Here is a 21,469-nt window from a genome sequence, read left to right on the forward strand (position 1 = left end):
GGAGGAGCAGCAATGCCAAAACATAAACTGCTGTACGATTATTTAACTGAACGGGCGGAGGACATCAGTCAGACATGGTTTGATACGCTTCATGAAACGGATCCTGATTCTGTTTATGCTTCTACTGACCCGGCTGTACTCACAAATCTGAAAAAACAAAATCTGGCGTTTAATTATCAACTCAATCGGATTTTTTCTGAAGAGAAGGAAGTATATACAGCGGCCTTGGAAAAGTGGGCGTTTGAAGCCGCACGGGATAAAGAACATTTAAAAACTCCCATCCATTATATTATTCGCGAGTTTATCAGAGTTCGTGATTTGTATGTCGGCCATGTAAAGCAGTTTACCAGACTTCATTCGGACACCGTGACAGAAGAAGATGCCGAAGATATATTCCATACGCTGATCAAATCGTTTGATGTGGTCATTCATATTTTCATAGAGGAAATGTATAAAAACACAAACATTCAGCTTGAAGCGCAAAAAGAATTGATCACCGAGCTGAGCTCGCCGGTAATTGTGCTTTTTGACAATGTCGGACTGCTGCCGCTGATCGGGGATATTGACACGGCAAGAGCCAAAATGATTTTGGAGAATACGCTGCACCAGTGTTCAGAGAAGCGCATCACGCAGCTGTACATTGATTTATCGGGCGTAGCCATGATTGATACGATGGTTGCCCAACAGCTTTTCACCTTAATTGAATCACTCGGAATGCTCGGCGTGAAAGCGACATTATCCGGAATCCGTCCTGAAATCGCCCAAACCGCGGTGCAGCTCGGACTGAGTTTTTCAAATTTATCAATACGGTCTTCGCTTGCGGAAGCGATCGCTTCCGATCTGGCACAAAAAAAGGGATAAGGCATTTCAGCCTTATCCCTTTTTTTATCAGTCTTTCCACGGATATGTCCAATACACTTCTTCTTCAAACCATGTCTGAAGAACCGGCTCGTTATTTTTTATTTTTTCTTCCAGCTCTCTCAGCATGCCTTCCGTTTGGGTGCGGTGCGCTTTTAAGGCATTCATTTTAATATCGGCAACCTCTTTAATATCAAGAATGACATCAGGCTTGCCGACGGCTTCCTCCCTGTTGCGGGTGATTGCCATGCAAAGCGTGCGCGGGCGGTCCTCTTTTTTCTTTCTGTAAAGCGCTCTGATGACCGCTTCGCCGCATGCATCATGATCCGGATGGACGCCGTGCTCCGGATAGAATGTGACAATCAGACTCGGTTTTACATCGTCGATAATCTCTTCCATCATATCCGCGAGCCACTCGTCATCTTCAAATTCAAGTGTTTTATCACGAAGCCCGAGCATTCTCAGGTCAGTAACGTCCATTGCTTTGCATGCGTCAATCAGCTCTTGCTTTCTTAACAGCGGCAGTGTTTCACGGTTCGCGAAAAAGGGATCTCCCATGTTCCGGCCCATTTCGCCAAGCGTTGCGCATGCATACGTAACGGGAATATCTTTTTGTCTGTGTAAAGCAATCAGCCCTGCCACTCCGTATGATTCATCATCAGGGTGAGGCAGGATGACGAGTACATGTTCTTTCATGATTTTCACCCTTTTCTTTAAACTGTAAACGGCTTTTCGCTGATTTGAAGCGAAATCGCCAATTTTCCGCCCGGCAGATGCCCTGCCATTAACAGACGGTCTTCGTCATCTACTGTATATTCAGTCAAACCTTCTGCGTAAATCCAGCCCTCTTCTGTTTTCAAACCGACGCGGTACGGGCCGTTTCCTTTGATTTTCGCCTGATGGTACGTCACTTTTGCATTGCGTATATAGGCTACAACCGTCATGTTTTTCTCATTCAGATGCGCTGAATAAGAACCGGTCGTTGTTTCCAAATGAATATATACAGGACGATCGGCATATCGCTCTAAAGAAGTTTGCACATCTTCTTTTATGATCGCTTTCATAGCTGCTCCCCTCTTTCTTCTTTTAAAAATTGCAAACGCTTCGTATGTAGTTCAACCAATTCATATTTCTCAATCGGCCGCAGCCGGGAATCTACAATTCGCTGCACCGCCAGAGCAAACTTTTCCTCGGGTGACTTCCGGAGCCTCGGATGTGTTCTTTGATCAAGCAGTTCAAGATCAATTGCCTTCTCCGCTTCTTCAAGAGTTGAAGCCGGGAGAGTGCGGTTATTCCACAGTGCCTGATAGGCTTTTGCTATGTCTTTATCAGTGCCCATTGTACAGCTCCTTTACATACTCGTAATGATTATACATAATTTAAGCTATCGCTGGAAAGCGAAAGGCTTAGCGGCTTTTTATCGGCCGCTTCCATTTGATCTGTGAAAAGGTAAACAAAAGCAATGCTGCCCATATACAAATGAAGGTAAACGCTTTTTGCCCGGAAAACGGTTCATGATACACAAATACGCCGAGCATAAGGGTAATGGTCGGCGCTATATATTGCAAAATGCCGACTTGATACAGCGGCAGACGCTTTGCCCCCTCTGCAAACAGTAACAGCGGCAAGGCCGTAAATACGCCTGCGAAAAATAGGAGCGCCCATGTTCCTGCCCCCAAGGACCCGGAAGTGCTCCCGTCAGCTGTATATCCTAAATAAATAAGTGCAGCCGGGGTAATCAAAAGCGTCTCCAGCGTCAATCCGATCGTGCTGGACATGCGGGTTCTTTTTTTACATAAGCCGTACAGGCCGAAGCTGAATGCAAGCAGCAATGCGATATAAGGAACCGCGCCATATTGAAACGCAGATATGATCACGGCCGCCCCGGCAATAGAAACGGCTGCTGTTTGCATCTTGTTAAGCTTTTCTTTTAAGAATAGGATGCCCAAAAGAACGGAAACGAGCGGATTAATGTAGTACCCGAGACTTGCTTCAAGCAAAAAGCCGTGATTGACGGCCCATATGTACACAAACCAATTAACGGAAATTAAAACGGAAGCGAAAAAAAGCGCCAGCAGGCCCCCTTCCGATTTCAAAAGACGCAGTTCACGCCATCCGGTTTTCCACTTCTTAAGCACAGTTAAAAGCACACACATGAAAACAAATGACCATAAAATCCGGTGAGCTAAAATGTCCAATGCGGGTATTTGTTCAAGAAGTTTCCAATAGACCGGAAACAGCCCCCACATGGCGAAAGAACAAGCGGTATAAATGATTCCTTTTCTTGCGTTATTCCCTTGCACGGCCTTCCCCTTCCTTTCTGTAAACAGATTATATTATATCACGGGATGCTTCCGGCGGGCATATACTATGTTGTCCGTTAAGAAAGGGTGAGATGCCGTGTTTGATTGGAACAGATATTTTCCCTTCCAAAATCAGTTCTCTAAAGAAACGTTTAAAAATGCTGATCCGAAAGATGTCGAGACATATGTCAACCGAGTGATGGAAAGCGTATTCGGCGCCGGTTATGCCGGACAGTTCCCTTTTCGCGACCCAATGTCCAAAAAGGCCGATCCGGTCGAAGCGGAACCGCCCAAGCCGGAAATTGACCTTTTTGAAACATCCGATCATGTTTTTGCGAAAATTCCCGCAGAACAAGAGGAACTCGACCGTATCAGGATTAAGCATACGTCACACAGCCTCGTTGTAGAGAACAGCAGTCTGGGAGAAGGAAAAAAAGAAATCATCCTTCCGAGCCTCGTCAAACGGAAAGGAACAAAAGCAGTCTATAAAGACGGGATGATTGAAGTTATGTTTTCAAAACAGGAAGACTACAATTTATCGGAAGTGGAGATTTTAAGATAAAAAAAACGGCCCGCGCGATGCAGGCCGTTTTTTCTTTAATAAAATGGCGGATAACCGCCGGCTCCCGGACCGAAACCGCCGTATGGGACGCCTCCGTATCCGTAACCGGCGAACCCGTACGGATAGCGGGGTCTTGTAAAACCTGTGGCAATTACGCCTCCGAGAAGACCGCCTAAAAATCCGCCGAATAAAGGAGCGCCGAACAAAAAAGGACTTCTCGCCGGAAATCCGGCAGGACCGAAATTCCCGCGATACAATGCATGACGAGGGTACATGTTTTTCCTCCTTTATGTCTGCCTATTCTTAAGCGTATTCATAAAATGAGGAAATTGATTGGGCGATTGTAACAACATGTGCCTCTCTCTGATATTGCATTAATGTATAAATATTTTGGTTATAATTTGATTACATTTTGATTAACTGCTATAATTTTTTACAAGTTGCGACATTATAAAACCATCAGGGGGAATAAAATATGCCATTACTTCGTTTTGACGTTATTGAAGGCCGGGATGACGCAGCATTAAAAAAATTACTGGATACCGCCCATTACGCCATGGTTAAAGCTTTTGACGTCCCTGTAACGGACCGTTATCAGATCGTTCACCAGCATCGGCCTCATGAGCTTATCATTGAAGATACCGGGCTCGGTTTCAAAAGAAGCAAAGATCTTGTCATCATCAGCATTGTCAGCAAAGCGCGCACCGAACATCAAAAAGAAACATTATATCAACTGATGGCTGATCAGCTTAAAACAGAATGCGGCATATCACCCGAGGACGTCATGATTTCCATTACAGAAAACGGGAACGCCGATTGGAGCTTCGGGCTTGGTGAGGCTCAGTTTTTAACCGGGAAACTGTAAAAGGCCCCCCCGCTTGTTCTGAATGATTGCAAACTGAATAAAAGAGGGATGTATGTTGGTTAGTGAGTTGTACCCTTGTTTGATATGCGGATTTAAAGGATTAGAGACAAGTCCCGTTTATAACGGCGAATATCAAAAAACATTTGATATTTGCCCCTGCTGCGGGTTTGAATTCGGCTACAGTGAGGACCATGACGTAAGCTTAGGGTTTATTGTAACGCCTGATCATTTAATTGAAGCGGCATTTCAGTTATACCGGAAACAGTGGATTGAGGGGGGAATGAAACTATTTTCTCCAAATGATGTTCCGGCGGAATGTAAAAATGATCATTTCCTTACATTCGATGCTTTATTAAAGCAATTAAAAGGCTTGAACCTCAATCTGAACAATTTTGATATTAATGGTTTTTATGACGAGTAAACATTATTATTAAGAAAAGGCTGCCTTGGGCAGCCTTTGTTATTCATCACATGTGTCGTTGGCAGATCCCCCGGGCTCGCAAAAACTGTCTGCCCATTTTTGCATTTCCTGAAAAACGGCTTGCAGGGCCATGCCTTTATCAGTCAGTTTATAAATGACTTTGACAGGTGTTTCAGGCAGCACCTGACGCTCGACGATTTCATTTTGTTCCAGCTCTTTGAGCCGCTCCGCGAGCATTTTTTGGCTGATTGTCGGTATCGTTTCGGTCATATCTTTAAATCGTTTCGGCCCGTCCATCAGTACATGGATAATGAGGCCGTTCCAGCGCTTTCCCAAAAGAGAAAAAGCGGATTCCATTTTAGGACACATTGTATATCCCACGTGAGTTCATCCCTTCATCTATGAATTGACAAGTTTTTTGTGATCCATTAAAATTAGTTTTCGAGTTACATTTAGTAAGCTTCTAACTTTTCTATTATGATAACACGTTTATCCGAAGGAGGAAACATGATGACATCCGTATTAGACGTTTTAAAGGAACGCGCATCTGTTAAAGAATACGATAAAGACGCGGTCATTACAAAAGAGGAATTAACAGAACTCCTTGAAATCACAACGCAAGCGCCTTCCGCCTGGAACCTTCAGCATTGGCATTTTCAAGTCTTTCACAGTGATGAAGCAAAAGCTGCCCTGCTTCCGGTTGCTTTTAATCAAAAACAGATTATTGATTCATCAGCAGTTATTGCCGTATTAGGCGATTTAAAAGCAAATGAAAATGGTGAAGACGTTTATGCTGAACTGGCTGAGCAAGGCAATATCACAGAAGAGATTAAACAAACGCTTTTAGGCCAGATTAACGGCGCATACCAAAATGATCAGTTTGCCCGTGATTCAGCATTTTTAAACGCTTCTTTAGCAGCGATGCAGCTGATGCTTGCCGCTAAAGCAAAAGGCTACGACACTTGCGCGATCGGCGGATTCAATAAAGAGCAATTCGTTAAGGAATTCGACGTGAGCGAGCGTTTCGTGCCCGTCATGCTGATTTCAATCGGCAAAGCCGTTAAGCCGGCGCATAAAAGCAACCGGCTGCCTGTATCTAAAGTGTCAACTTGGCTGTAAGATGAAAGAAACCCTTAGTCCGCTTAAGCAGACTAAGGGTTTTTTATAGGAATCGCTCACTGTACCAGGTTCTCGCCTGCTCTGCTTCCTGCTGTGTGAGCTGATGACCGCCCTCCTGCCAAACAAGAGAAACGGATGCATGAGCATCTGTCAGATACTGATAAAGCTCCTCCGATTCTTCTTTTGTACATAGGGGATCGCGTTTTCCCGCACCGATAAACACAGGCAGCCCTTCCATATCAGGCAGCTTCACTCCGCGTATCGGCACCATCGGATGATGCAGAACCGCTCCTTTCAGTACATCTTTATAATGAAACAAAAGACTTGCTGCAATATTGGCGCCGTTTGAATAGCCGGCAGCAATCACGTTTTCTCTGCTGAATCCGTACATTTGCGCCGCTTCATCAATAAAATTCTTTAATTCTTCCGTCCGTTCAATTAAATCTTTCTCGTCAAATACGCCTTCTTTCAGCCGCTTAAAAAAACGGGGCATGCCGTTTTCCGACACTGATCCTCTGACCCCGAGCAAACTTGCTTTCGGATCGATAAAACGTCCGAGCGACAGAAGATCATGTTCATTTCCCCCCGTTCCGTGCAAAAGCAGCAGAACATTTTCTGACGTCCCCTGTTCAAACACATGTTTCATCATCATTCTCCTTTCTCCATTTTGGGCAGAACAGCTGTAATCTGACTGCGATGCTCTTCCAGCCATTCCGGAAGCTTCAGCTCTGTTCCGAGATTTTCAAAGGATTCATCCGTCATAAAGCCCGGTTCATCGGTTGCCATTTCAAATAAAATACCGCCGCTTTCTCTGAAATAGATTGAAGTAAAGTAAGACCTGTCAAGAATGTCAGATGAAGCAAGATGAGAAGCAGCAAGAATGTCCTTCCACTCCGCCTGCTCTTTTTCGGTAGTGCGGAAAGCGACATGATGGACTGTCCCGTAACCGCCGATACCTGCTTCTTTCGGCGCGAGATCAACATCTATAATATGTCCGATCCGGGCCTCCGATTGCAGCCTGACAATCTGATTTTCTTCTCCTGTCTTTGAATAACCGAAGCGTTCTATGAGAAATTGAATGGTTGCTTCAGGACGGTACGAGTACAAAAGAACACCTCTCATGCCTGTGATCGCTTCTTTTTCAGTAATGCCCGAAGGCGTCCATTCACTCTGTCCGCTTCTTTCATCTTCCATTATGGCAAGCGGCAGGTCTTCTGTATCATTAAAGAGAAGCACTTGTTCAGACAGTATGATCTGCTCTTTTACAGACAAGCCGTTTTCTTCAAGCCGGCGCTTCCAAAACGCGAGTGCTCCTTTCGGCACGGAGAAATAAATTCTTCCGGCCTGCCCTTTTCCCACGGTTCCCGGGCGGCTTCCCTGAAAAGGAAAAAATGTAATGATCGTGCCCGGCTCTCCGTTTTGGTTGCCGAAATAAAAGTGATAAGTGGCCGGGTCGTCAAAATTAACGGTTTTTTTAACGAGCCGCAAACCCAGCACTTCAGTATAAAACCGAAGATTTTCAGCAGGATCTTTTGCAAATGCGGTAACATGGTGCAATCCTTGTGTATTCAATGTATTCACTCCTAAATATCTTGATTTCGAGATATTAACTATTCTAATTTAATATGAATGAAGATGCAACTAAAGTGTTTCAGTTAAAAAAGTAATAGAATTCTTTTTTTTCTGAAAAATATCTTGTGATCTTATCTGACACCTGCTATGATAAGGAGCATTATCAAGTTTCAGGAGGAAAGTAAATGGTCAGAAAAGCACTAATTTTCGTTCTCATCTTAATCCCTTTCAGCCAGCTGGCCCTGCTGTCAGTCGCTAATCGGGTTCATCCGATCATTATCGGGCTGCCTTTTTTTCATTTCTGGCTGCTTTTATGGATCGCAGTCACTCCATTATGTTCGTTTCTTATTTATAGGCTGCAGAAGAAACAAGGAGGACTGGACTGATGCCCGCAAATATAACAGCATTGATCATTACAGCCGTAATCGTTTTAACCGTTGTCTGCATCGGCTTTATAGCCGGGAGAGACAAATCATCACGCACTTCTGTTGAGGAATGGTCTGTCGGCGGCAGACGGTTCGGGGGGCTCCTCGTCTGGTTTTTAGTCGGCGCGGATCTTTATACGGCTTATACGTTTTTAGGCTTAACAAGCACAGCCTACACAGGGGGAAGCGTTGCTTTTTTTGCAATCCCGTATTCTGTTTTGGCGTATTTTATCGCTTATTTCTTTCTGCCGAAGCTGTGGAAAGTGGCAAAAATACACAAATTAACGACGCTTGCCGATTATGCCCGTGAGCGTTTTGACAGTAAACTTTTGGCCAGTCTTGTCGCGATTGTCGGCGTTCTTATGCTCATTCCTTATATTTGTCTCCAGCTGAGCGGAATTCAAGATACGCTTCAGGTGGCCGGAACGGGTGTCATTAATGTCAATATGGTCGTCATCATCTCTTTTATTCTTGTAGCGCTGTATACTTTTTTCAGCGGAATTAAAGGGCCGACGTTTACGGCGATTATTAAAGACATTCTCGTGTGGGTGATTATGCTGTTTATGGTCGTCTCACTCCCGCTGATCCATTTTCACGGCTGGACGCCGATGATTCACACTTTGGCTGAAAAAGCGCCGCAAATGCTGACGATCCCGGACTCAGGACCGAAAGGAATTCCTTGGTTTATCACAGCTTCCATCGTATCTGCGCTGGCGCTCTTTATGTGGGCGCATGCGGCAACCGGCGTATTTACGGCAAAAAGCGCAGATGCCGTCCGCAAAAACAGCATGTTTCTGCCGCTTTATAATATTGTTTTGATTCTTGTTATTTTTCTCGGCTTTATCGCGTTTCTTGTCCTGCCGGAAGATACCAATCCGCGGCTCGCTTTATTGAAGCTGATTCAAACGTCTTACGGCGGAGTCGCGCAGGGCTTTGCTTACTCCACGATTGCCCTTGCGTCATTGATTCCCTGCTCTATCATGGCCATCGGAGCATCAAACTTATTTGCGAATAACTTATATCGGGATTTGATTCACCCGAATGTGTCACCAAGCAAGCTGACAATGATCACCCGTTCAATGGTATTTGTCGTCATCGGGCTCGCGCTTTTATTCGGCATGCTGTTCCCGACTGCGCTCGTTACCCTTCAGCTTCTCGGTGTTTCCGGCATGGTTCAGATCTTTCCGGCTATCGCCGTCAGTCTGTTTTGGAAGAATCAAACGAAAGAAGCGACAATTATCGGTCTTCTCGTCGGTCTTATCGTGACATTCACGGTAAATATCACCCAATCCGCCCACGGTATATATGAAGGCTTTTGGGGTTTGACCGCTAACATGGCAGCCGTTATTATCCTAAACCCGTTTTTTGTAAAAAAAGCGGCTTCAAACGCCGTCAAAGACGGTTTATTCAATAAAGCGCCTTCTGATCAACTGAACCAAAAAGGCGCTTAACAGAAAGAAGCCGGCACGTAAATGTGCCGGTTTTTACTTTTTCCGCTTCCATTTGTAGGTAGCCACGGTTTTAGCCGGGATGACGGCTTCAAACTGCCGATTTTCTGAAACGACATGGAATTTTTGGTCGGCGGATGTCTGGTTGATTACGACTGTCACAATGGATTGATCAGGATTAAGGAACGATACATTCGAGACTGTGTTTTTGGAGCCGTAATTACTTTCTATCCGCTTTGCTCCCCGGTCGATAAATTTTGAAAAGTTTCCTGTCATATGAAAGATCGGGATATTCCAATAGCGGTCAGGGTTTTTAGCATCCTGAATAAACAGCGTCGGGTCTGGGGTGCCTATCCAATGATGCGTCTTGATTTGACTGTCGAGCATCGTCACCCACGCATTGTAGCTCGACGCGCCGTTGCGGAAATACTGCGCGATCCGGTCCGCCCCTGCCGTCCCCCAGACAGACCGCTCCGTTAAGTGAATAGATTGATCAGGATATCTCTTTCCGATCTCCGACATGACGGAAAGGTCACCGTCATAATCGTGAAAAGCGATGCCGTCTGCCGCCCGGTTTCCTTTTTTATCATCTAAAATCGGCGGAATATAGTTCCACGCCCCGCTCGCATTGTGATCATAAATCCAAATTTTCGTGTCAATTACGTGTTTTTTCATTTCTTTTTTTAAGGCCAGTGCCAGTTTGCGCTGCTGAGACGGCGGCATATACATGCTCGGATAGTCGATTTTCAGCAGAGGTTCATTTTGAAGGGTCATGGCATAAATCGGAATTCCTTGCTTTTCGTACGCCTCAATAAATTTGCGGAAGTAAACGGCCAGTTCGCCGATATATTTATCTTTCAGCTTTCCCCGCTTAAGGTTTTCATTCGTTTTCATCCAAGCTGGCGGGCTCCACGGTGAGGCAATGATTTTCAGTTCCGGATTTATCGCCAGCGCTTCCTTGATGGTTGCTGTAATGTGTAAATCAATATCCTTTTGGATCGAGAAATGACGGAGCTTAGGATCTGTTTGGCCTTCAGGCATATCGTCATACGTATAAAATTCCTGTGCCGTAAAATCAGATGTCCCGATCGTTATGCGCATAACGTCCATGCCGATACCATCTTTGGGATCAACCAATTTTTTCAGCACTTCTTTTCTTTTTGCGGGTGTCATTTTTGATAAATTATGGATTGTGGATTCTTCCAAGGACGATCCTACGCCTAACACTCTTTGATAGCGGCGCGACGGATCAATATACACGGCGGCGGAGTCAGAAGCTTTCTTATTTGTCCATGTAAGCGGTGTTTGTTCGTCTAAGGCGTATTTCACTTCCTGCGGCCCGTCATACCACGTACGGGAAGCCGGATCTTTTTCAGAACTGAACCACACCCTTACTTTGTTTTTGTCTGAAGCCTTCCGATCAGCCGCATACACTTCGGTCATGCTGCTTGATATGAAAAAGAAAAACATAAGAAAAACCAGCGTCATGTGCAGACCTTTTTTAAAAAACATGAGCCACCATCCCTTTCCTTATTTTTATAAGCGATCCTAAATGAAAAGCCGGACAGTCACCTCCTTCCTGCTTGAATGAATACGCTTTCAAAATTACTGATAAAAAGCCGGCTTCACACAACGGTGAAGCCTTCCCTTTTTACACCTTTAGGATACATATGAGCCGTTTGTTTCAATCACTTTTTTATACCATTCAAATGAGTCTTTCTTAAGCCGCCTCATTGAACCGTTGCCTTCATTATCCCGATCAACATAAATCATGCCGTAGCGTTTTTTCATTTCTCCGGTTGTAAATGACACGATATCAATAATTCCCCATGGAGTATAGCCCATTACATCCACACCATCATATGTGATTGCTTTTTTCAAAGCTTTTATATGTGACGATAAATATTCAATTCTTGAAGTGTCATGAATTGAACCGTCCCCTTCTAATGTGTCAATGGCGCCAAATCCGTTTTCCACGATAAATAATGGAATCTGGTAGCGGTCGTATAAGCGGTTTAATGTGTACCGTAAACCGGTCGGGTCAATCGCCCAGCCCCAATCACTCGCTGTAATATAAGGATTTTCCACGCCGTTTGGCAATCCTCCGTTTACGACATCCCCGGTATTATCGTTTGATACATCACTTTTTACGGTTGTAGACATGTAATAGCTGAATCCGAGGTAGTCCACCCGGCCGTTTTTCAAAATCTCTTCATCACCGTCTTCAAAGTGTATCTGATAGCCTTCTCTTTCAAATTCTTTTAACGCATAGCTTGGATAATATCCGCGAACCTGCACGTCCGGGAAGAAAAAACGCTGTCTCATCGTTTCTTCAGCCAGCATCACATCATCGGGGTGAGATGAGTACGGGTAAATCGGAACATGTGATACCATCGCGCCGATCCTGAACTCGGGATTGATTTCTCTTCCCTTCGAAACAGCCAATGCGCTTGCCAGCAGTTCGTGATGGCCGGCCTGATACATGACTTCTTTTGCGTTTTCGTTTTCTTTGACGGCGACGCCCGAGTTCGTCCATAAAAAGATCGGATTATTCACATCCATCTTATTATTGATTTCGTTAAACGTCATCCAATACTTCACCTTATGTTTATAGCGTTCAAAACACACTTCAGCGAATTTCACAAAAAATCCGACTGTTTTTCTGTTTCTGAAACCGCCGTATTCCCTCGCCAAATGCAGCGGCATCTCAAAATGTGACAGCGTGATTACCGGTTCAATCCCATGTTTCAGCAATTCATCAAACACCCGGTCGTAAAAAGCCAATCCTTCCTCATTGGGCTCCGCTTCATCACCTTTAGGAAAAATTCTGCTCCAGCCGATGGACGTTCTTAAACATTTCAGACCCAGCTCGCTGAATAATGCGATGTCCTCTTTATAACGATGATAAAAATCGATCGCTTCATGATTCGGATAAAATTCCCGCTCTTCAATTGTATCTGTTATTTTCCGGGGCACACCATGCGCGCCTGCCGTCATGACGTCCACTACACTCGGCCCCTTGCCGCCTTTATTCCATCCCCCTTCAAATTGGTGGGCGGCGAGAGCGCCTCCCCATAAAAAATCTTTTGGCAATGTCCCCATCGTTTATATCCTCCTTTATTTGACTGCCGCTTGCAAGCCGAATAAATGCACTGCAGCCGCTTCAAGCATCCGCTTCGATAGTGTAGAAGAATTCCTGCCTTTATTTTCATATTATACGTTTACATTATAATTGTACCGGTATAATTTATCAATACATAAACAATTATAGTTAATTTACGAAATGGCTTTTAAAAACGATTATGCTATAATTCTGAAAGAAGCGGGACAATAAATGAATGAGGAATGTATATGTTAAAATACCAGCAAATCGCGATAGATATTGAAAAATACATAGAAGAACATCAGCTGCAGCAAGGGGATAAACTGCCTGTGCTGCAAACCTTAATGACCCGGTTTAACGTGAGCAAAAGCACGATCACCAAGTCCTTGGATTTATTAGAAAAAAAGGGGATTGTGTTTCAAGTGAGGGGAAGCGGCATTTTTGTCAGACGGAATAAAAGAAAAGGGTATATCAGTCTGCTTTCTAATCAGGGATTTAAAGAATCACTTGAAGATTTTAATGTCACTTCCAAATTATTAGCGCTGGAAGTGAGAAAACCCACGCCTGAGGCTGCCCAAAATCTGAATATGCCGCCTGACGGCGACGTGTATTATGTTAAGCGAATCAGATATATTGACGGGCTGACATTGTGTATCGAAGAGTCATTTTACAACAAATCGATTATTACGTATTTGAATAAAGAGATCGTGGCAGAATCAATATTTGATTATATTAGAGAAGGTCTCGGGTTAAAGCGCGGTTTTTCAGATTTATATCTGTACGCGGGGATGTTAAATGAGGAAGAAGCGGAGTACTTAGGTCTGTTTACAGGAGCGCCTAAGCTTTGCGTTGAAACGATTTTTCATTTAACCAACGGCCAGCCGTTTGACTACTCAAAAGTCACCTATCACTATGAGCAATCACAGTTTTTCATTCAGGCGAACAGCCACCTTTTTGAACAGGAAACGACATAAGACGGGCTTTTCGCAAACAAAAAACACCCAATGCGCGAGCGACGCATCGGGTGTTTTTTACTATTTCATATTCTTATTTAATGTTTCAACGGCTTTTTTCATTTGTGTATCGTTGTCCGCAAGCTGTTTTTGCAGATCCGTCATCAATTTTGCCGTTGTGTCTCCCGTTACAATGCCTGTTTGTTTCAGTTTCTCTTTTGCTTGGAATTGTTTAACGGCTTGTTCAAATGCTTTATCATACGTGCCGTTTACTTTCACGCTGTACCCCAGCGCTTTCATCATTTTTTGCGCATTGGTGACGGTGGTTCCGGAATCCCCGTATTTGTATGTTTTTTTCGCATCTAAATACGGCAGGTTCGCATATTCAGGAAGATTAACCTGATATTGCGGTTTGATGCCTTTTTTATGAATCCACTCTCCGTCCGCTGTCAGCCATTTTGCGATTGTCAGCTTAACGGTAGAACCGTCGCTGTAATCTTTTGCCGTCTGCACGGTTCCTTTTCCGAACGTTTTCTCGCCGATCAGCGGAATGCCCGATGATTCATGCAGCGCAGCCGACATGATTTCCGCGGCGCTCGCGGTGCCGTCATTGACGAGGACGACTGTCGGTTTTGTCACTTTGCGCTCTTTCGTCGCTTTCATGACCTCTTTCGTGCCGTCTTTGTATTCGACCTGCATGATATTTTTCCCTTTATCGATAAACATGTTGCTCATTTTGATGGCTTCATCCATCAGTCCGCCCGGGTTGCCCCTTAAATCGAGAATGTATCCTTTCGCTCCTTGTTTTTCGAGGCTGTCAATGGCTGAATTCAGCTCTTTTGCCGTCGATTCGGAGAAGGATGTGATTTGGATTTCGCCGATGTCTCCTTTTTTCATTTCAGAGTACACCGTTTCAACCGGGATGGTGTCACGTTTGATCGACAGGTTCAGATCGCCGACACCCGCTCTGTGCAGCACGAGCTTGACGTTTGTTCCCTTTTTGCCGCGGATTAATGCGACGGCTTCGTTTACATTAAGGCCTTTAACGCTTTTGCCGTTGACCTTCAAGATCTGGTCATTCGGTTTAACCCCCGCTTTTTCCGCAGGTGACCCTTTAATCGGCGATACGATCAGGATGCTGCCGTCCTTTTCTTCCACTTGTGCGCCGATGCCTTCAAACGAAGCGGAAATTGTTTCTTCAAAAGACTTTCCTTCCTGCGGGTCCATATAAGAAGAATATGGATCATTCAGGGAACTGATCATGCCTTTTATCGCTCCGTCTACTAATTTGCTGTCATCTGTTTTTTGATAGTAATCACTTTTAATCTGCTCGTAGGCTTTATTGAATTTCTCAAATTTGCTGTTCGTCAAAGCAGCCGAGCCTTGTCCGAAAATGGTCGTATTGCCCGTGATAAACAGCGTAAGCGCCGAGGCTGCGACCGCGGTGATCAATATAATAAAAAACAGTTTAAATTGCCGCTTCAAGAAAACACCACCTTTTTATTCTTACATTATTATCATAGACGAACGCTCATTCGTCAACTTCAAACGTGAGGCGCCCTTCTTTCCCGTTTACCCAAACCTATGCTTTTCTCTCAACATATGCTGAGGAAAAAAGGAGGATTCGGCCTTTGAGCAAATATTTAGATATGCTGTCCTTATTCGGAGTCGGAGGGGCTCACCCCGGCGGACTCGCTTTTTCCAAAGCCGTTCTCACAAAAGCGGCTCCTCCTCCTGGCGAACCGATTCTTGACGCCGGCTGCGGAACGGGACAGACGGCCGCTTATCTCGGCCACCTGCTGTATCCCGTCACCTGTGTTGATAAGGACCCCCTTATGCTTGAAAAAGCAGCAAAACGATTTGCCGCTGAAGGTTTAACCATTCCGGGCTATTTGGCGGAGCTTGAGCGGCTTCCGTTTGCTGAAAATCAATTTTCCGCCGTTCTTTCCGAATCAGTTCTCACCTTTTCAAATCTTGATTCATCGCTGTCTGAAATCCTGCGGGTCCTTAAACCCGGGGGTATGCTGATCGGCATTGAAGCTGCTTTACAAAAGCCCATGCCGGAAAACGCCATCACGCAGATAAAAGACTTCTACGGTTTTACCGTATTGCAGGATGAAACGGCATGGAAACAGAGATTGCTTCAGCAAGGCTTTCAGAAAGCGGATTTCATTCCCGCTGTCTATGAAAACAATGCGCAGGAGCCGACTACAGAAATGGATTTATCGCCCGTTATTCAGCCGGTTCACTACGATACGCTGACGGCTCATTACGAGCTTATGCAGACGTACCGTGAATATATGGGACACTGCGCTTTTGTCGCTTACAAGTAAAACGGCGATTGTCCTCCTGTTTTCGTCCAACCTTTTTACCGCACTCTATCATAAGCTGACATAGAAAGATAGGTTGGATAGGAGGAGAAAAGATGCAAAACTATTATCATCTTTGCCGGCAGCACCAGGGAAAAGTAGCAAGAATTACAGAACGAAACGGCAGAGTCCACGTCGGAAGAATCGTACGGGTGACTAACAGTAAAGTGTATATCGCCCCTGTCGGCGGCCGTCACAGAGGATACGGGTTCGGCTATTGGGGAGGCTGGGGAGGCTGGGGAGCAGCCTACGGTATCGGCCTTGGTTTCATTACCGGATTTGCGCTTGGAGGTTTACTCTTCTGGTAATAAAGAAAGCCCGCTTTCTATTTTTCAAGCGGGCTTCTTCTCATTACACTTTCTTTACTTCATTAAAATATTCTTCAAGCGTTAATTGATGGTCATGGATGGCTTTTGCCGCTTTTTTGCCTACATAGCGTAAATGCCATGGTTCATACTCATACTTTGTGACATTTTCTTTGCCTTTAGGATAGCGGATGATAAAGCCGTATTCATACGCATGGTCTTTCACCCATTTGCCGTCCGCCGTGTTTCCGAACGCTTCATTCAGCTCATATCCGTTGCTTTTGCTGGAAATGTCCATGGCAAGCCCCGTCTGGTGTTCGCTTTGCCCCGGATATGCGACGGCTTCTTTGGCCTTTTTTTCACCTTTCAGACTGACTTCATTATCGAAAATAACTTTCTGTCTGTCATAAGAGCGGTATCCTGAAACGGCAACCAGGTCATAACCTTCTTTTTTCCCGGCGCTGAATAGTTCCGCCAAAGCATCGGCGGCAGGTTTGCGGATATATCGTTTCTCGATTTTCTCAGTAAAAGAAAATTCGACTTTCGGGATCACGAGATCATTCGGTTTATAATCTCCCGGCAGCGTGTATGTCTTATTCACGAGCGCAAGTGTATTTGTCGGATTTTGAATGGTCTCAAGCCCGTTCACTTCTTTAATATCATTAAAATATTTACTCTCCAATACAAAATCGCTGTTTTCTGTCTTCGTTGTTTTTTTGCTTGATGTGTCATCGGATTGTTTTGTTTCAGCTGCTGTTTTTGTGTCCTTGTGGCTGTCGCCGCCTGAAATGCTGCAGCCGGTTCCCACGATTGCGGTTACGCTGAGGGCGGCAGCGAGCGAGAACCATTTAGTGGATTTCTTCATTTTACACTTACCTTTCTTTTTTTGAATCAGGGCGATGCATAAAGAAGAGGGCTGCTTTAATCAGCATAACCCTCATCTCAAGTTTACGATACAGTATGCAGCGCCAGTTTAATCATATCATGAAAAGTCGTTTGTCGCTCTTCTGCCGTTGTTTCTTCTCCCGTTAATACGTGATCGCTTACAGTCAGGATAGACAGCGCTTTTTTGCCGTATTTAGCGGCAAGCGTATATAAAGCAGTCGTTTCCATCTCTACGCCGAGGACGCCGTATCTGGCAAGCTTTTCGATTTGGGAGTCTTCATTATAAAACTGATCGGCGGTGAATACGCTTCCGACCGCTACAGGAAGATTGTTTTTTTGCGCTTCCTGGTACGCTTTATGGAGCAGTTCGAAGTCTGCGCAAGGAGCATAATCTACACTGCCGAAGGCGACACGGTTCATCTGTGAATCCGTTGAAGACGTCATAGCCAAAATCACATCACGCACCTTCACGTCATTACGGATGGCTCCGCATGAGCCGACTCTGATTAAGTTTTGAACATCATAGCTTTGAATCAGTTCATTCACATAAATAGAGATAGACGGAACACCCATGCCGGTGCCTTGGACTGATACTTTTTTGCCGTTATATGTACCCGTAAATCCGTACATTCCTCTGACTTCATTATAGCATTCCACATTTTCAAGATAAGTTTCCGCAATAAATTTCGCTCGGAGCGGATCTCCCGGCAAAAGCACTGTATCCGCAATTTGGCCTTTTTCTGCGTTTATATGTACACTCATTTCCTTTTCCTCCTGCCTATTCAAACTCCCACCCATTGTACACTGAATAACGGTAAGAGACAATCATCAGCATGATCAGGGCGATCTTGGGCAGAATATGCGGGATGACAAGCCTAAAGAAAAAGGAGTGAACATAATGGGCAAAAAACAGCGCAACCGGGTGACCGGCCAGAAAAAGAACAATCATGTGCCCGTTTCAGACGTCATTGCAGCTGATGAAGCGCATGGAAAAGAGCATTCCGCCGCTAAACGGAAGCCTTAACACTGTCTTTCCCAGACAATACGGAAGCCGGCTGAAGATTCAGCCGGCCCCGTCTTACCTCGGCTGGACGAGCAGCCGGTTAATTTTGCTCCATCCCGCAGGGTTAAGCCTGTAATAGGTCTTTCCTTTTCTTCCTTCGTCTATGAGTATGACATCTCCGGTCGCTATGAATCTGGCTTGATAGTCGTTTGGGACCGTATCAGGCACATTAAAAACAGAAAATGCCCTTTCCAGTGCGTCTTGATGATTGTCAGCGGCCAGCTCTGTCCGATAGACGACCCTGTATCCCTTTTTCTCGCCGTAGCGGGGCGTTTGAAAAATCGTCACATCATAGGCGCAAGTCTTTTTTTTAAACACGGGCAGCGATAACAGCATCAAGATCCCTCCCTCTTATTTCTTAATAGTATTAGCGTTTTTTCTCATTTTTCCTGTCTCTATTTTTGTCGAAACGGATGATACTTTTCGTCAAAGAGCGCAAAAAGCGAAACGAGGCAAAGTCCGAGACTGAATCCGGCAAGGACATCCGTCGGAAAATGCGCGCCTAAATAAATTCTGCTGAGTCCGATCAGAATGACGAGAACTCCGGTAAAGACGGTGACGGCCCGTTTTCTTTTCGTAAAAAACGGAACATGCTTAATCAAAAAGTAAGCGATGACGGGATACATCACTGCCGAATTCATGGAGTGGCCGCTCGGAAAACTGTATGAGGTTTCATGGACGAGCGGTTCAAAAGCGGGTCTGGCTCTTTCAATCAATTCTTTTATTTTTATGTTTACAATCCGTTCAATGAGAAAGAGAAGCGGCAAAAAAACAACATCCGGCGTTTTTTTGTACATATACAGAGCCGCGCCTGTCAAAAGAAGAAGCGGCAAAAGCACCGCGGTCGTGCCGAGCTCCGTTATCCATAACATCAATTCATTCAGCCAGGCAGCCCTGATCCTGACAGCCGCTTCTATCACACGCTCATCAAAAACCCGGACGGCTTCTATCCGGATCGCTGCTGCGAGCAGAATAAACAATGCGAAAAGACTTGCTGGCTTGTACAACGTTTTCCCCCCATGTTTCATTCTCCCGAGCTGATTGAAAAAACCGAAGCTTTTTCACTTCGGTTCCGCAGTTTCAGTCTTCATCAAGCTCTTCGTCTATCATACATTTTTCTAATAAATAATCAAAGGTGATGTCGGCTATTTCGAAGATTTCCTCTTCACTCGGTATGTACCCGCGCATAGCAAGCTGACTGTAAAAATAATCAGCTATTTCTTCTGTGTCAATCACAAGATCTATTTCTTTCATGCAAACACCGCCTCCTTTTTTATGTTTTATGAAAAAACCGTTCAAATTATACCCGAAAGTTCTAAACGTTTTGTCCGCTCATATACTTTTAAAAAACAAGCCCCGGAGGGAGAAAAGATGATGACGAAAATGATGGCTTTATTGGACGGAGATGGATTTGATATCGTATTGGAAAAAGTGCTGAAAGGAATGTCGTTTGTAATCTTTGCCGGCTGTCTGCCCTGGTTTTTATATGTCACCGTCCGTTTTTTTGCCGGCTAGCTGAAATGCTCCCGCAGGCTTTCCAGCACAAAATTCATCATATCTTTATATTCTTCGTCACCGAACAAATGATAAAGAATCTTATAATCGTTATAAATATCAAGCAGCTCATCTACAATCGATACCGCCAGCACATGCAGGGTATCGGGATCATCAGCATCGCCTTCAAACTGAAGAAGAGCAGACGCGACGGTATCCTCGCCGATCTCATGAGATGCTTCCCCAACATAGTGGACAAACAGCAGCTGATGCACAAACTGATCCATTTCATATTTTCTCAGAACCAGCGTGAGATCCTCTTCCTCCGTTTCAAGCCACTCTCCGTCTTTCAGCCGAGTCAGCTCATAAATAATATCCTCCCAGCCATCCTCTAAATATCTCCATATTTCAGTTCTGTGGCCGATGACACGGAATAATTCCTTTCCGTAGTCCTTTACATATACGACGTCGCCGATCAGAAATTCATATTCAATATCCAATTTCTCCATATCGACGATCACGCCCTCATAATCTTTATAAAGCTGGATGGACGATTCAAAATAAAGCACTTCATTATGATTGACTTCGTAAAGATAATGTTTATCAATTTGATGAACCTTCGTAATGGTGCCGACGGTTCCGTACATCACGACGACCACGATGTCTCCCACTTGAAATTTCGGTTTATCTGGCTTCATGCTGTCTCCCCCTTGCCGCGGACTGTCATACGCTATCGTATGCCGGCCGCCATAATTTCGCATGGGCATGAAAACCACAGGAAATATCTATTTCTGCACCTGTTCAAAATGTCAAAAACCGCAACATGCTTGTGCGTTTTTTCACTTACCGTAAACAGAAGCGTCCGATGACATTCCGCTCTCGATCGAATGAGCAGTAACAATGCTGAGACAAAAAGCTTCTATTTTTTATCTATGATGCAAAGGAAAATACCCGGCCCGAAGGCATGTTGACAATATCACCGCCGTGATGTTCAAGATCCGTAGGAGTATGGAACTCCCATTCCGGCTGCATATTTGCAATTGCTTGTGTATCATGAAGAACCAAACTCGTTTCGGCTTTCAATGAAGCCACAACTTCAAACCGCTTCAACCTTGTCACATAAAATCCCCTTTTCCGTCCAAACGTCAGTTCCTCATCTGTCTTACCTAATGGATCATTTGATTCCCCTCACTTCATTTTTAATTGTTTGATTATTTCTCCGTGAAAAGAGACTCCTTACACGGAACCCCGCCGGCAGCAGGCTGATCCGGTGAACTCTGCAGCTATACCTTCTCCTGCCTGATTGTGATATGTGCCGTCAGGTAGATTTGTTTACGTGCTGATCAAAACGGACGGCGTCGCGGGATTTGATCATACGGCACCTCATAAGCGAGTAATTTCGACAGAAAAAAACCGCACAGTGTGCGGTTTTTCGTCAGGCGTGATGGACCTCGGTCTCATATTTTTCCCAAGCTTCATCAAAGGTCGCCATCGTTTCTAAATAGTCGGCGCTCAGTTCTAAATAAGAACTGAGCTCGTGATAATCGCTTGACGTTTTCGGAAAGCCGTGATCTTCGTATGCCTGATTCGCAAACCGGCTGATTGCGTCCTGCGGTTTGGGATGCCTGTATTTCATCAAATAGTGATAAAAGGATTTCATGGGTTTCCCCTCCTGATGACTGTCTTTTGTTGTACTATTATACAATTCAAGTGTGAAATTACAA

The 21,469-nt window shown here is 44.8% G+C and carries 31 protein-coding genes; 12 read left to right on the forward strand and 19 right to left on the reverse strand.

The window, feature by feature from the left end; translation table 11 throughout:
* Positions 1 to 12: 12 nt before the first annotated feature.
* Positions 13 to 861, forward strand: coding sequence for an STAS domain-containing protein (locus J6600_RS09790; protein ID WP_029974256.1), 849 nt, complete (start codon positions 13 to 15; stop codon positions 859 to 861).
* A gap of 27 nt (positions 862 to 888) precedes the next feature.
* On the opposite strand, the gene bshB2 is transcribed toward J6600_RS09790, so the two are convergent.
* The 4 genes from bshB2 to rarD all read right to left on the reverse strand — a co-directional run bounded on the left by bshB2 (position 889) and on the right by rarD (position 3,161).
* Positions 889 to 1,554, reverse strand: coding sequence for a bacillithiol biosynthesis deacetylase BshB2 (gene bshB2, locus J6600_RS09795; RefSeq protein ID WP_007407961.1), 666 nt, complete (start codon positions 1,552 to 1,554; stop codon positions 889 to 891).
* Between the two features lie 17 nt (positions 1,555 to 1,571).
* Positions 1,572 to 1,922 (reverse strand): YojF family protein, encoded by a 351-nt coding sequence (locus J6600_RS09800; protein ID WP_007611980.1) that lies wholly within the window; start codon positions 1,920 to 1,922, stop codon positions 1,572 to 1,574.
* Entirely contained in the window at positions 1,919 to 2,197 is a 279-nt protein-coding gene (locus J6600_RS09805; RefSeq protein ID WP_003153742.1) for a hypothetical protein, read from the reverse strand. Before J6600_RS09805 ends, J6600_RS09800 begins: the two co-directional genes overlap by 4 nt.
* Positions 2,198 to 2,264: 67 nt before the next feature.
* Positions 2,265 to 3,161 carry an EamA family transporter RarD gene (rarD, locus tag J6600_RS09810; RefSeq protein ID WP_012117756.1) on the reverse strand — a complete coding sequence of 299 codons (897 nt, stop codon included), beginning with the start codon at positions 3,159 to 3,161 and terminating at the stop codon, positions 2,265 to 2,267.
* A 97-nt stretch (positions 3,162 to 3,258) separates the two neighbouring features.
* On the opposite strand from rarD, the gene J6600_RS09815 reads away from it, so the two are divergent.
* Positions 3,259 to 3,723: a hypothetical protein gene (locus J6600_RS09815; protein WP_014418128.1), complete on the forward strand. Its 465-nt coding sequence runs from the start codon at positions 3,259 to 3,261 to the stop codon at positions 3,721 to 3,723.
* Positions 3,724 to 3,758: 35 nt separating this feature from the next.
* Here J6600_RS09815 and J6600_RS09820 read toward each other — a convergent pair whose 3' ends face one another.
* The gene (locus J6600_RS09820; RefSeq protein ID WP_003153736.1) at positions 3,759 to 3,998 is read right to left on the reverse strand and encodes a hypothetical protein; all 240 of its coding nucleotides are present in this window, start codon (positions 3,996 to 3,998) and stop codon (positions 3,759 to 3,761) included.
* A gap of 200 nt (positions 3,999 to 4,198) precedes the next feature.
* Here J6600_RS09820 and J6600_RS09825 point away from each other — a divergent pair, with 200 nt between their 5' ends.
* Both J6600_RS09825 and J6600_RS09830 read left to right on the forward strand, forming a co-directional pair.
* Positions 4,199 to 4,588: a tautomerase family protein gene (locus J6600_RS09825; protein ID WP_003153733.1), complete on the forward strand. Its 390-nt coding sequence runs from the start codon at positions 4,199 to 4,201 to the stop codon at positions 4,586 to 4,588.
* A 52-nt stretch (positions 4,589 to 4,640) separates the two neighbouring features.
* Positions 4,641 to 5,009, forward strand: a complete 369-nt coding sequence (locus tag J6600_RS09830; protein WP_012117758.1) for a hypothetical protein — start codon at positions 4,641 to 4,643, stop codon at positions 5,007 to 5,009.
* 39 nt (positions 5,010 to 5,048) lie between these two features.
* Here J6600_RS09830 and yodB read toward each other — a convergent pair whose 3' ends face one another.
* A complete protein-coding gene (gene yodB / locus J6600_RS09835; RefSeq protein ID WP_003153729.1) occupies positions 5,049 to 5,390 on the reverse strand; it encodes a transcriptional regulator YodB in 342 nt (113 codons plus the stop codon).
* A gap of 129 nt (positions 5,391 to 5,519) precedes the next feature.
* Between yodB and J6600_RS09840 the strand changes: the two genes are divergently transcribed.
* Entirely contained in the window at positions 5,520 to 6,128 is a 609-nt protein-coding gene (locus J6600_RS09840; protein ID WP_003153727.1) for a nitroreductase family protein, read from the forward strand.
* Positions 6,129 to 6,171: 43 nt separating this feature from the next.
* On the opposite strand, the gene J6600_RS09845 is transcribed toward J6600_RS09840, so the two are convergent.
* Both J6600_RS09845 and J6600_RS09850 read right to left on the reverse strand, forming a co-directional pair.
* Complete coding sequence (locus J6600_RS09845; protein ID WP_021493917.1) at positions 6,172 to 6,774, reverse strand: alpha/beta hydrolase; 603 nt, start codon at positions 6,772 to 6,774, stop codon at positions 6,172 to 6,174.
* A 2-nt stretch (positions 6,775 to 6,776) separates the two neighbouring features.
* Positions 6,777 to 7,700 (reverse strand): ring-cleaving dioxygenase, encoded by a 924-nt coding sequence (locus tag J6600_RS09850; protein ID WP_022553221.1) that lies wholly within the window; start codon positions 7,698 to 7,700, stop codon positions 6,777 to 6,779.
* Positions 7,701 to 7,885: 185 nt separating this feature from the next.
* Between J6600_RS09850 and J6600_RS09855 the strand changes: the two genes are divergently transcribed.
* Together J6600_RS09855 and J6600_RS09860 are read left to right on the forward strand one after the other, a co-directional pair.
* On the forward strand, positions 7,886 to 8,086 hold the full coding sequence (locus J6600_RS09855) for a DUF3311 domain-containing protein (RefSeq protein ID WP_003153716.1): 201 nt from the start codon (positions 7,886 to 7,888) through the stop codon (positions 8,084 to 8,086).
* On the forward strand, positions 8,086 to 9,576 hold the full coding sequence (locus J6600_RS09860; RefSeq protein ID WP_012117763.1) for a sodium:solute symporter family protein: 1,491 nt from the start codon (positions 8,086 to 8,088) through the stop codon (positions 9,574 to 9,576). Before J6600_RS09855 ends, J6600_RS09860 begins: the two co-directional genes overlap by 1 nt.
* Before the next feature lie 33 nt (positions 9,577 to 9,609).
* Here the strand turns inward: J6600_RS09860 and J6600_RS09865 are convergent, their stop codons facing one another.
* Both J6600_RS09865 and bglA read right to left on the reverse strand, forming a co-directional pair.
* Positions 9,610 to 11,085, reverse strand: coding sequence for a glycoside hydrolase family 30 protein (locus J6600_RS09865; protein WP_209387350.1), 1,476 nt, complete (start codon positions 11,083 to 11,085; stop codon positions 9,610 to 9,612).
* Between the two features lie 147 nt (positions 11,086 to 11,232).
* Entirely contained in the window at positions 11,233 to 12,675 is a 1,443-nt protein-coding gene (gene bglA / locus J6600_RS09870; RefSeq protein ID WP_209387351.1) for a 6-phospho-beta-glucosidase BglA, read from the reverse strand.
* A gap of 249 nt (positions 12,676 to 12,924) precedes the next feature.
* Between bglA and J6600_RS09875 the strand changes: the two genes are divergently transcribed.
* Positions 12,925 to 13,650, forward strand: a complete 726-nt coding sequence (locus tag J6600_RS09875) for a GntR family transcriptional regulator (protein ID WP_014418133.1) — start codon at positions 12,925 to 12,927, stop codon at positions 13,648 to 13,650.
* Positions 13,651 to 13,710: 60 nt separating this feature from the next.
* Here J6600_RS09875 and ctpA read toward each other — a convergent pair whose 3' ends face one another.
* Positions 13,711 to 15,114 (reverse strand): carboxy-terminal processing protease CtpA, encoded by a 1,404-nt coding sequence (ctpA, locus tag J6600_RS09880; protein WP_209387352.1) that lies wholly within the window; start codon positions 15,112 to 15,114, stop codon positions 13,711 to 13,713.
* A 146-nt stretch (positions 15,115 to 15,260) separates the two neighbouring features.
* On the opposite strand from ctpA, the gene J6600_RS09885 reads away from it, so the two are divergent.
* The gene (locus J6600_RS09885; protein ID WP_017417982.1) at positions 15,261 to 15,962 is read left to right on the forward strand and encodes a class I SAM-dependent methyltransferase; all 702 of its coding nucleotides are present in this window, start codon (positions 15,261 to 15,263) and stop codon (positions 15,960 to 15,962) included.
* 92 nt (positions 15,963 to 16,054) lie between these two features.
* Positions 16,055 to 16,306 carry a hypothetical protein gene (locus J6600_RS09890; RefSeq protein ID WP_007407946.1) on the forward strand — a complete coding sequence of 84 codons (252 nt, stop codon included), beginning with the start codon at positions 16,055 to 16,057 and terminating at the stop codon, positions 16,304 to 16,306.
* A 43-nt stretch (positions 16,307 to 16,349) separates the two neighbouring features.
* Here the strand turns inward: J6600_RS09890 and J6600_RS09895 are convergent, their stop codons facing one another.
* Both J6600_RS09895 and deoD read right to left on the reverse strand, forming a co-directional pair.
* Positions 16,350 to 17,168, reverse strand: a complete 819-nt coding sequence (locus J6600_RS09895) for a M15 family metallopeptidase (protein WP_003153703.1) — start codon at positions 17,166 to 17,168, stop codon at positions 16,350 to 16,352.
* A gap of 83 nt (positions 17,169 to 17,251) precedes the next feature.
* Complete coding sequence (gene deoD, locus J6600_RS09900) at positions 17,252 to 17,950, reverse strand: purine-nucleoside phosphorylase (RefSeq protein ID WP_003153702.1); 699 nt, start codon at positions 17,948 to 17,950, stop codon at positions 17,252 to 17,254.
* Between the two features lie 136 nt (positions 17,951 to 18,086).
* Here deoD and J6600_RS09905 point away from each other — a divergent pair, with 136 nt between their 5' ends.
* Positions 18,087 to 18,212 (forward strand): hypothetical protein, encoded by a 126-nt coding sequence (locus J6600_RS09905; protein ID WP_003153701.1) that lies wholly within the window; start codon positions 18,087 to 18,089, stop codon positions 18,210 to 18,212.
* Between the two features lie 54 nt (positions 18,213 to 18,266).
* Here the strand turns inward: J6600_RS09905 and J6600_RS09910 are convergent, their stop codons facing one another.
* From J6600_RS09910 to J6600_RS09920, 3 genes are all read right to left on the reverse strand, one after another.
* Positions 18,267 to 18,587, reverse strand: a complete 321-nt coding sequence (locus J6600_RS09910) for a YodL domain-containing protein (protein ID WP_003153700.1) — start codon at positions 18,585 to 18,587, stop codon at positions 18,267 to 18,269.
* Positions 18,588 to 18,646: 59 nt separating this feature from the next.
* Positions 18,647 to 19,258 carry a phosphatase PAP2 family protein gene (locus J6600_RS09915; RefSeq protein ID WP_209387353.1) on the reverse strand — a complete coding sequence of 204 codons (612 nt, stop codon included), beginning with the start codon at positions 19,256 to 19,258 and terminating at the stop codon, positions 18,647 to 18,649.
* A gap of 73 nt (positions 19,259 to 19,331) precedes the next feature.
* Positions 19,332 to 19,505 (reverse strand): YozD family protein, encoded by a 174-nt coding sequence (locus J6600_RS09920; protein ID WP_003153696.1) that lies wholly within the window; start codon positions 19,503 to 19,505, stop codon positions 19,332 to 19,334.
* A 117-nt stretch (positions 19,506 to 19,622) separates the two neighbouring features.
* Between J6600_RS09920 and J6600_RS09925 the strand changes: the two genes are divergently transcribed.
* Positions 19,623 to 19,766 carry a hypothetical protein gene (locus J6600_RS09925; RefSeq protein WP_012117771.1) on the forward strand — a complete coding sequence of 48 codons (144 nt, stop codon included), beginning with the start codon at positions 19,623 to 19,625 and terminating at the stop codon, positions 19,764 to 19,766.
* Here the strand turns inward: J6600_RS09925 and J6600_RS09930 are convergent.
* From J6600_RS09930 to J6600_RS09940, 3 genes are all read right to left on the reverse strand, one after another.
* Positions 19,763 to 20,443, reverse strand: a complete 681-nt coding sequence (locus tag J6600_RS09930) for a hypothetical protein (RefSeq protein ID WP_014418138.1) — start codon at positions 20,441 to 20,443, stop codon at positions 19,763 to 19,765. The genes J6600_RS09925 and J6600_RS09930 overlap by 4 nt on opposite strands.
* 232 nt (positions 20,444 to 20,675) lie before the next feature.
* Positions 20,676 to 20,864, reverse strand: coding sequence for a hypothetical protein (locus tag J6600_RS09935; protein ID WP_209387354.1), 189 nt, complete (start codon positions 20,862 to 20,864; stop codon positions 20,676 to 20,678).
* A gap of 316 nt (positions 20,865 to 21,180) precedes the next feature.
* A complete protein-coding gene (locus tag J6600_RS09940; RefSeq protein WP_003153684.1) occupies positions 21,181 to 21,405 on the reverse strand; it encodes a YozE family protein in 225 nt (74 codons plus the stop codon).
* Positions 21,406 to 21,469 lie beyond the last annotated feature (64 nt).

It is taken from the genome of Bacillus sp. LJBV19 (assembly GCF_017797845.1).
Classification (GTDB): domain Bacteria; phylum Bacillota; class Bacilli; order Bacillales; family Bacillaceae; genus Bacillus; species Bacillus velezensis.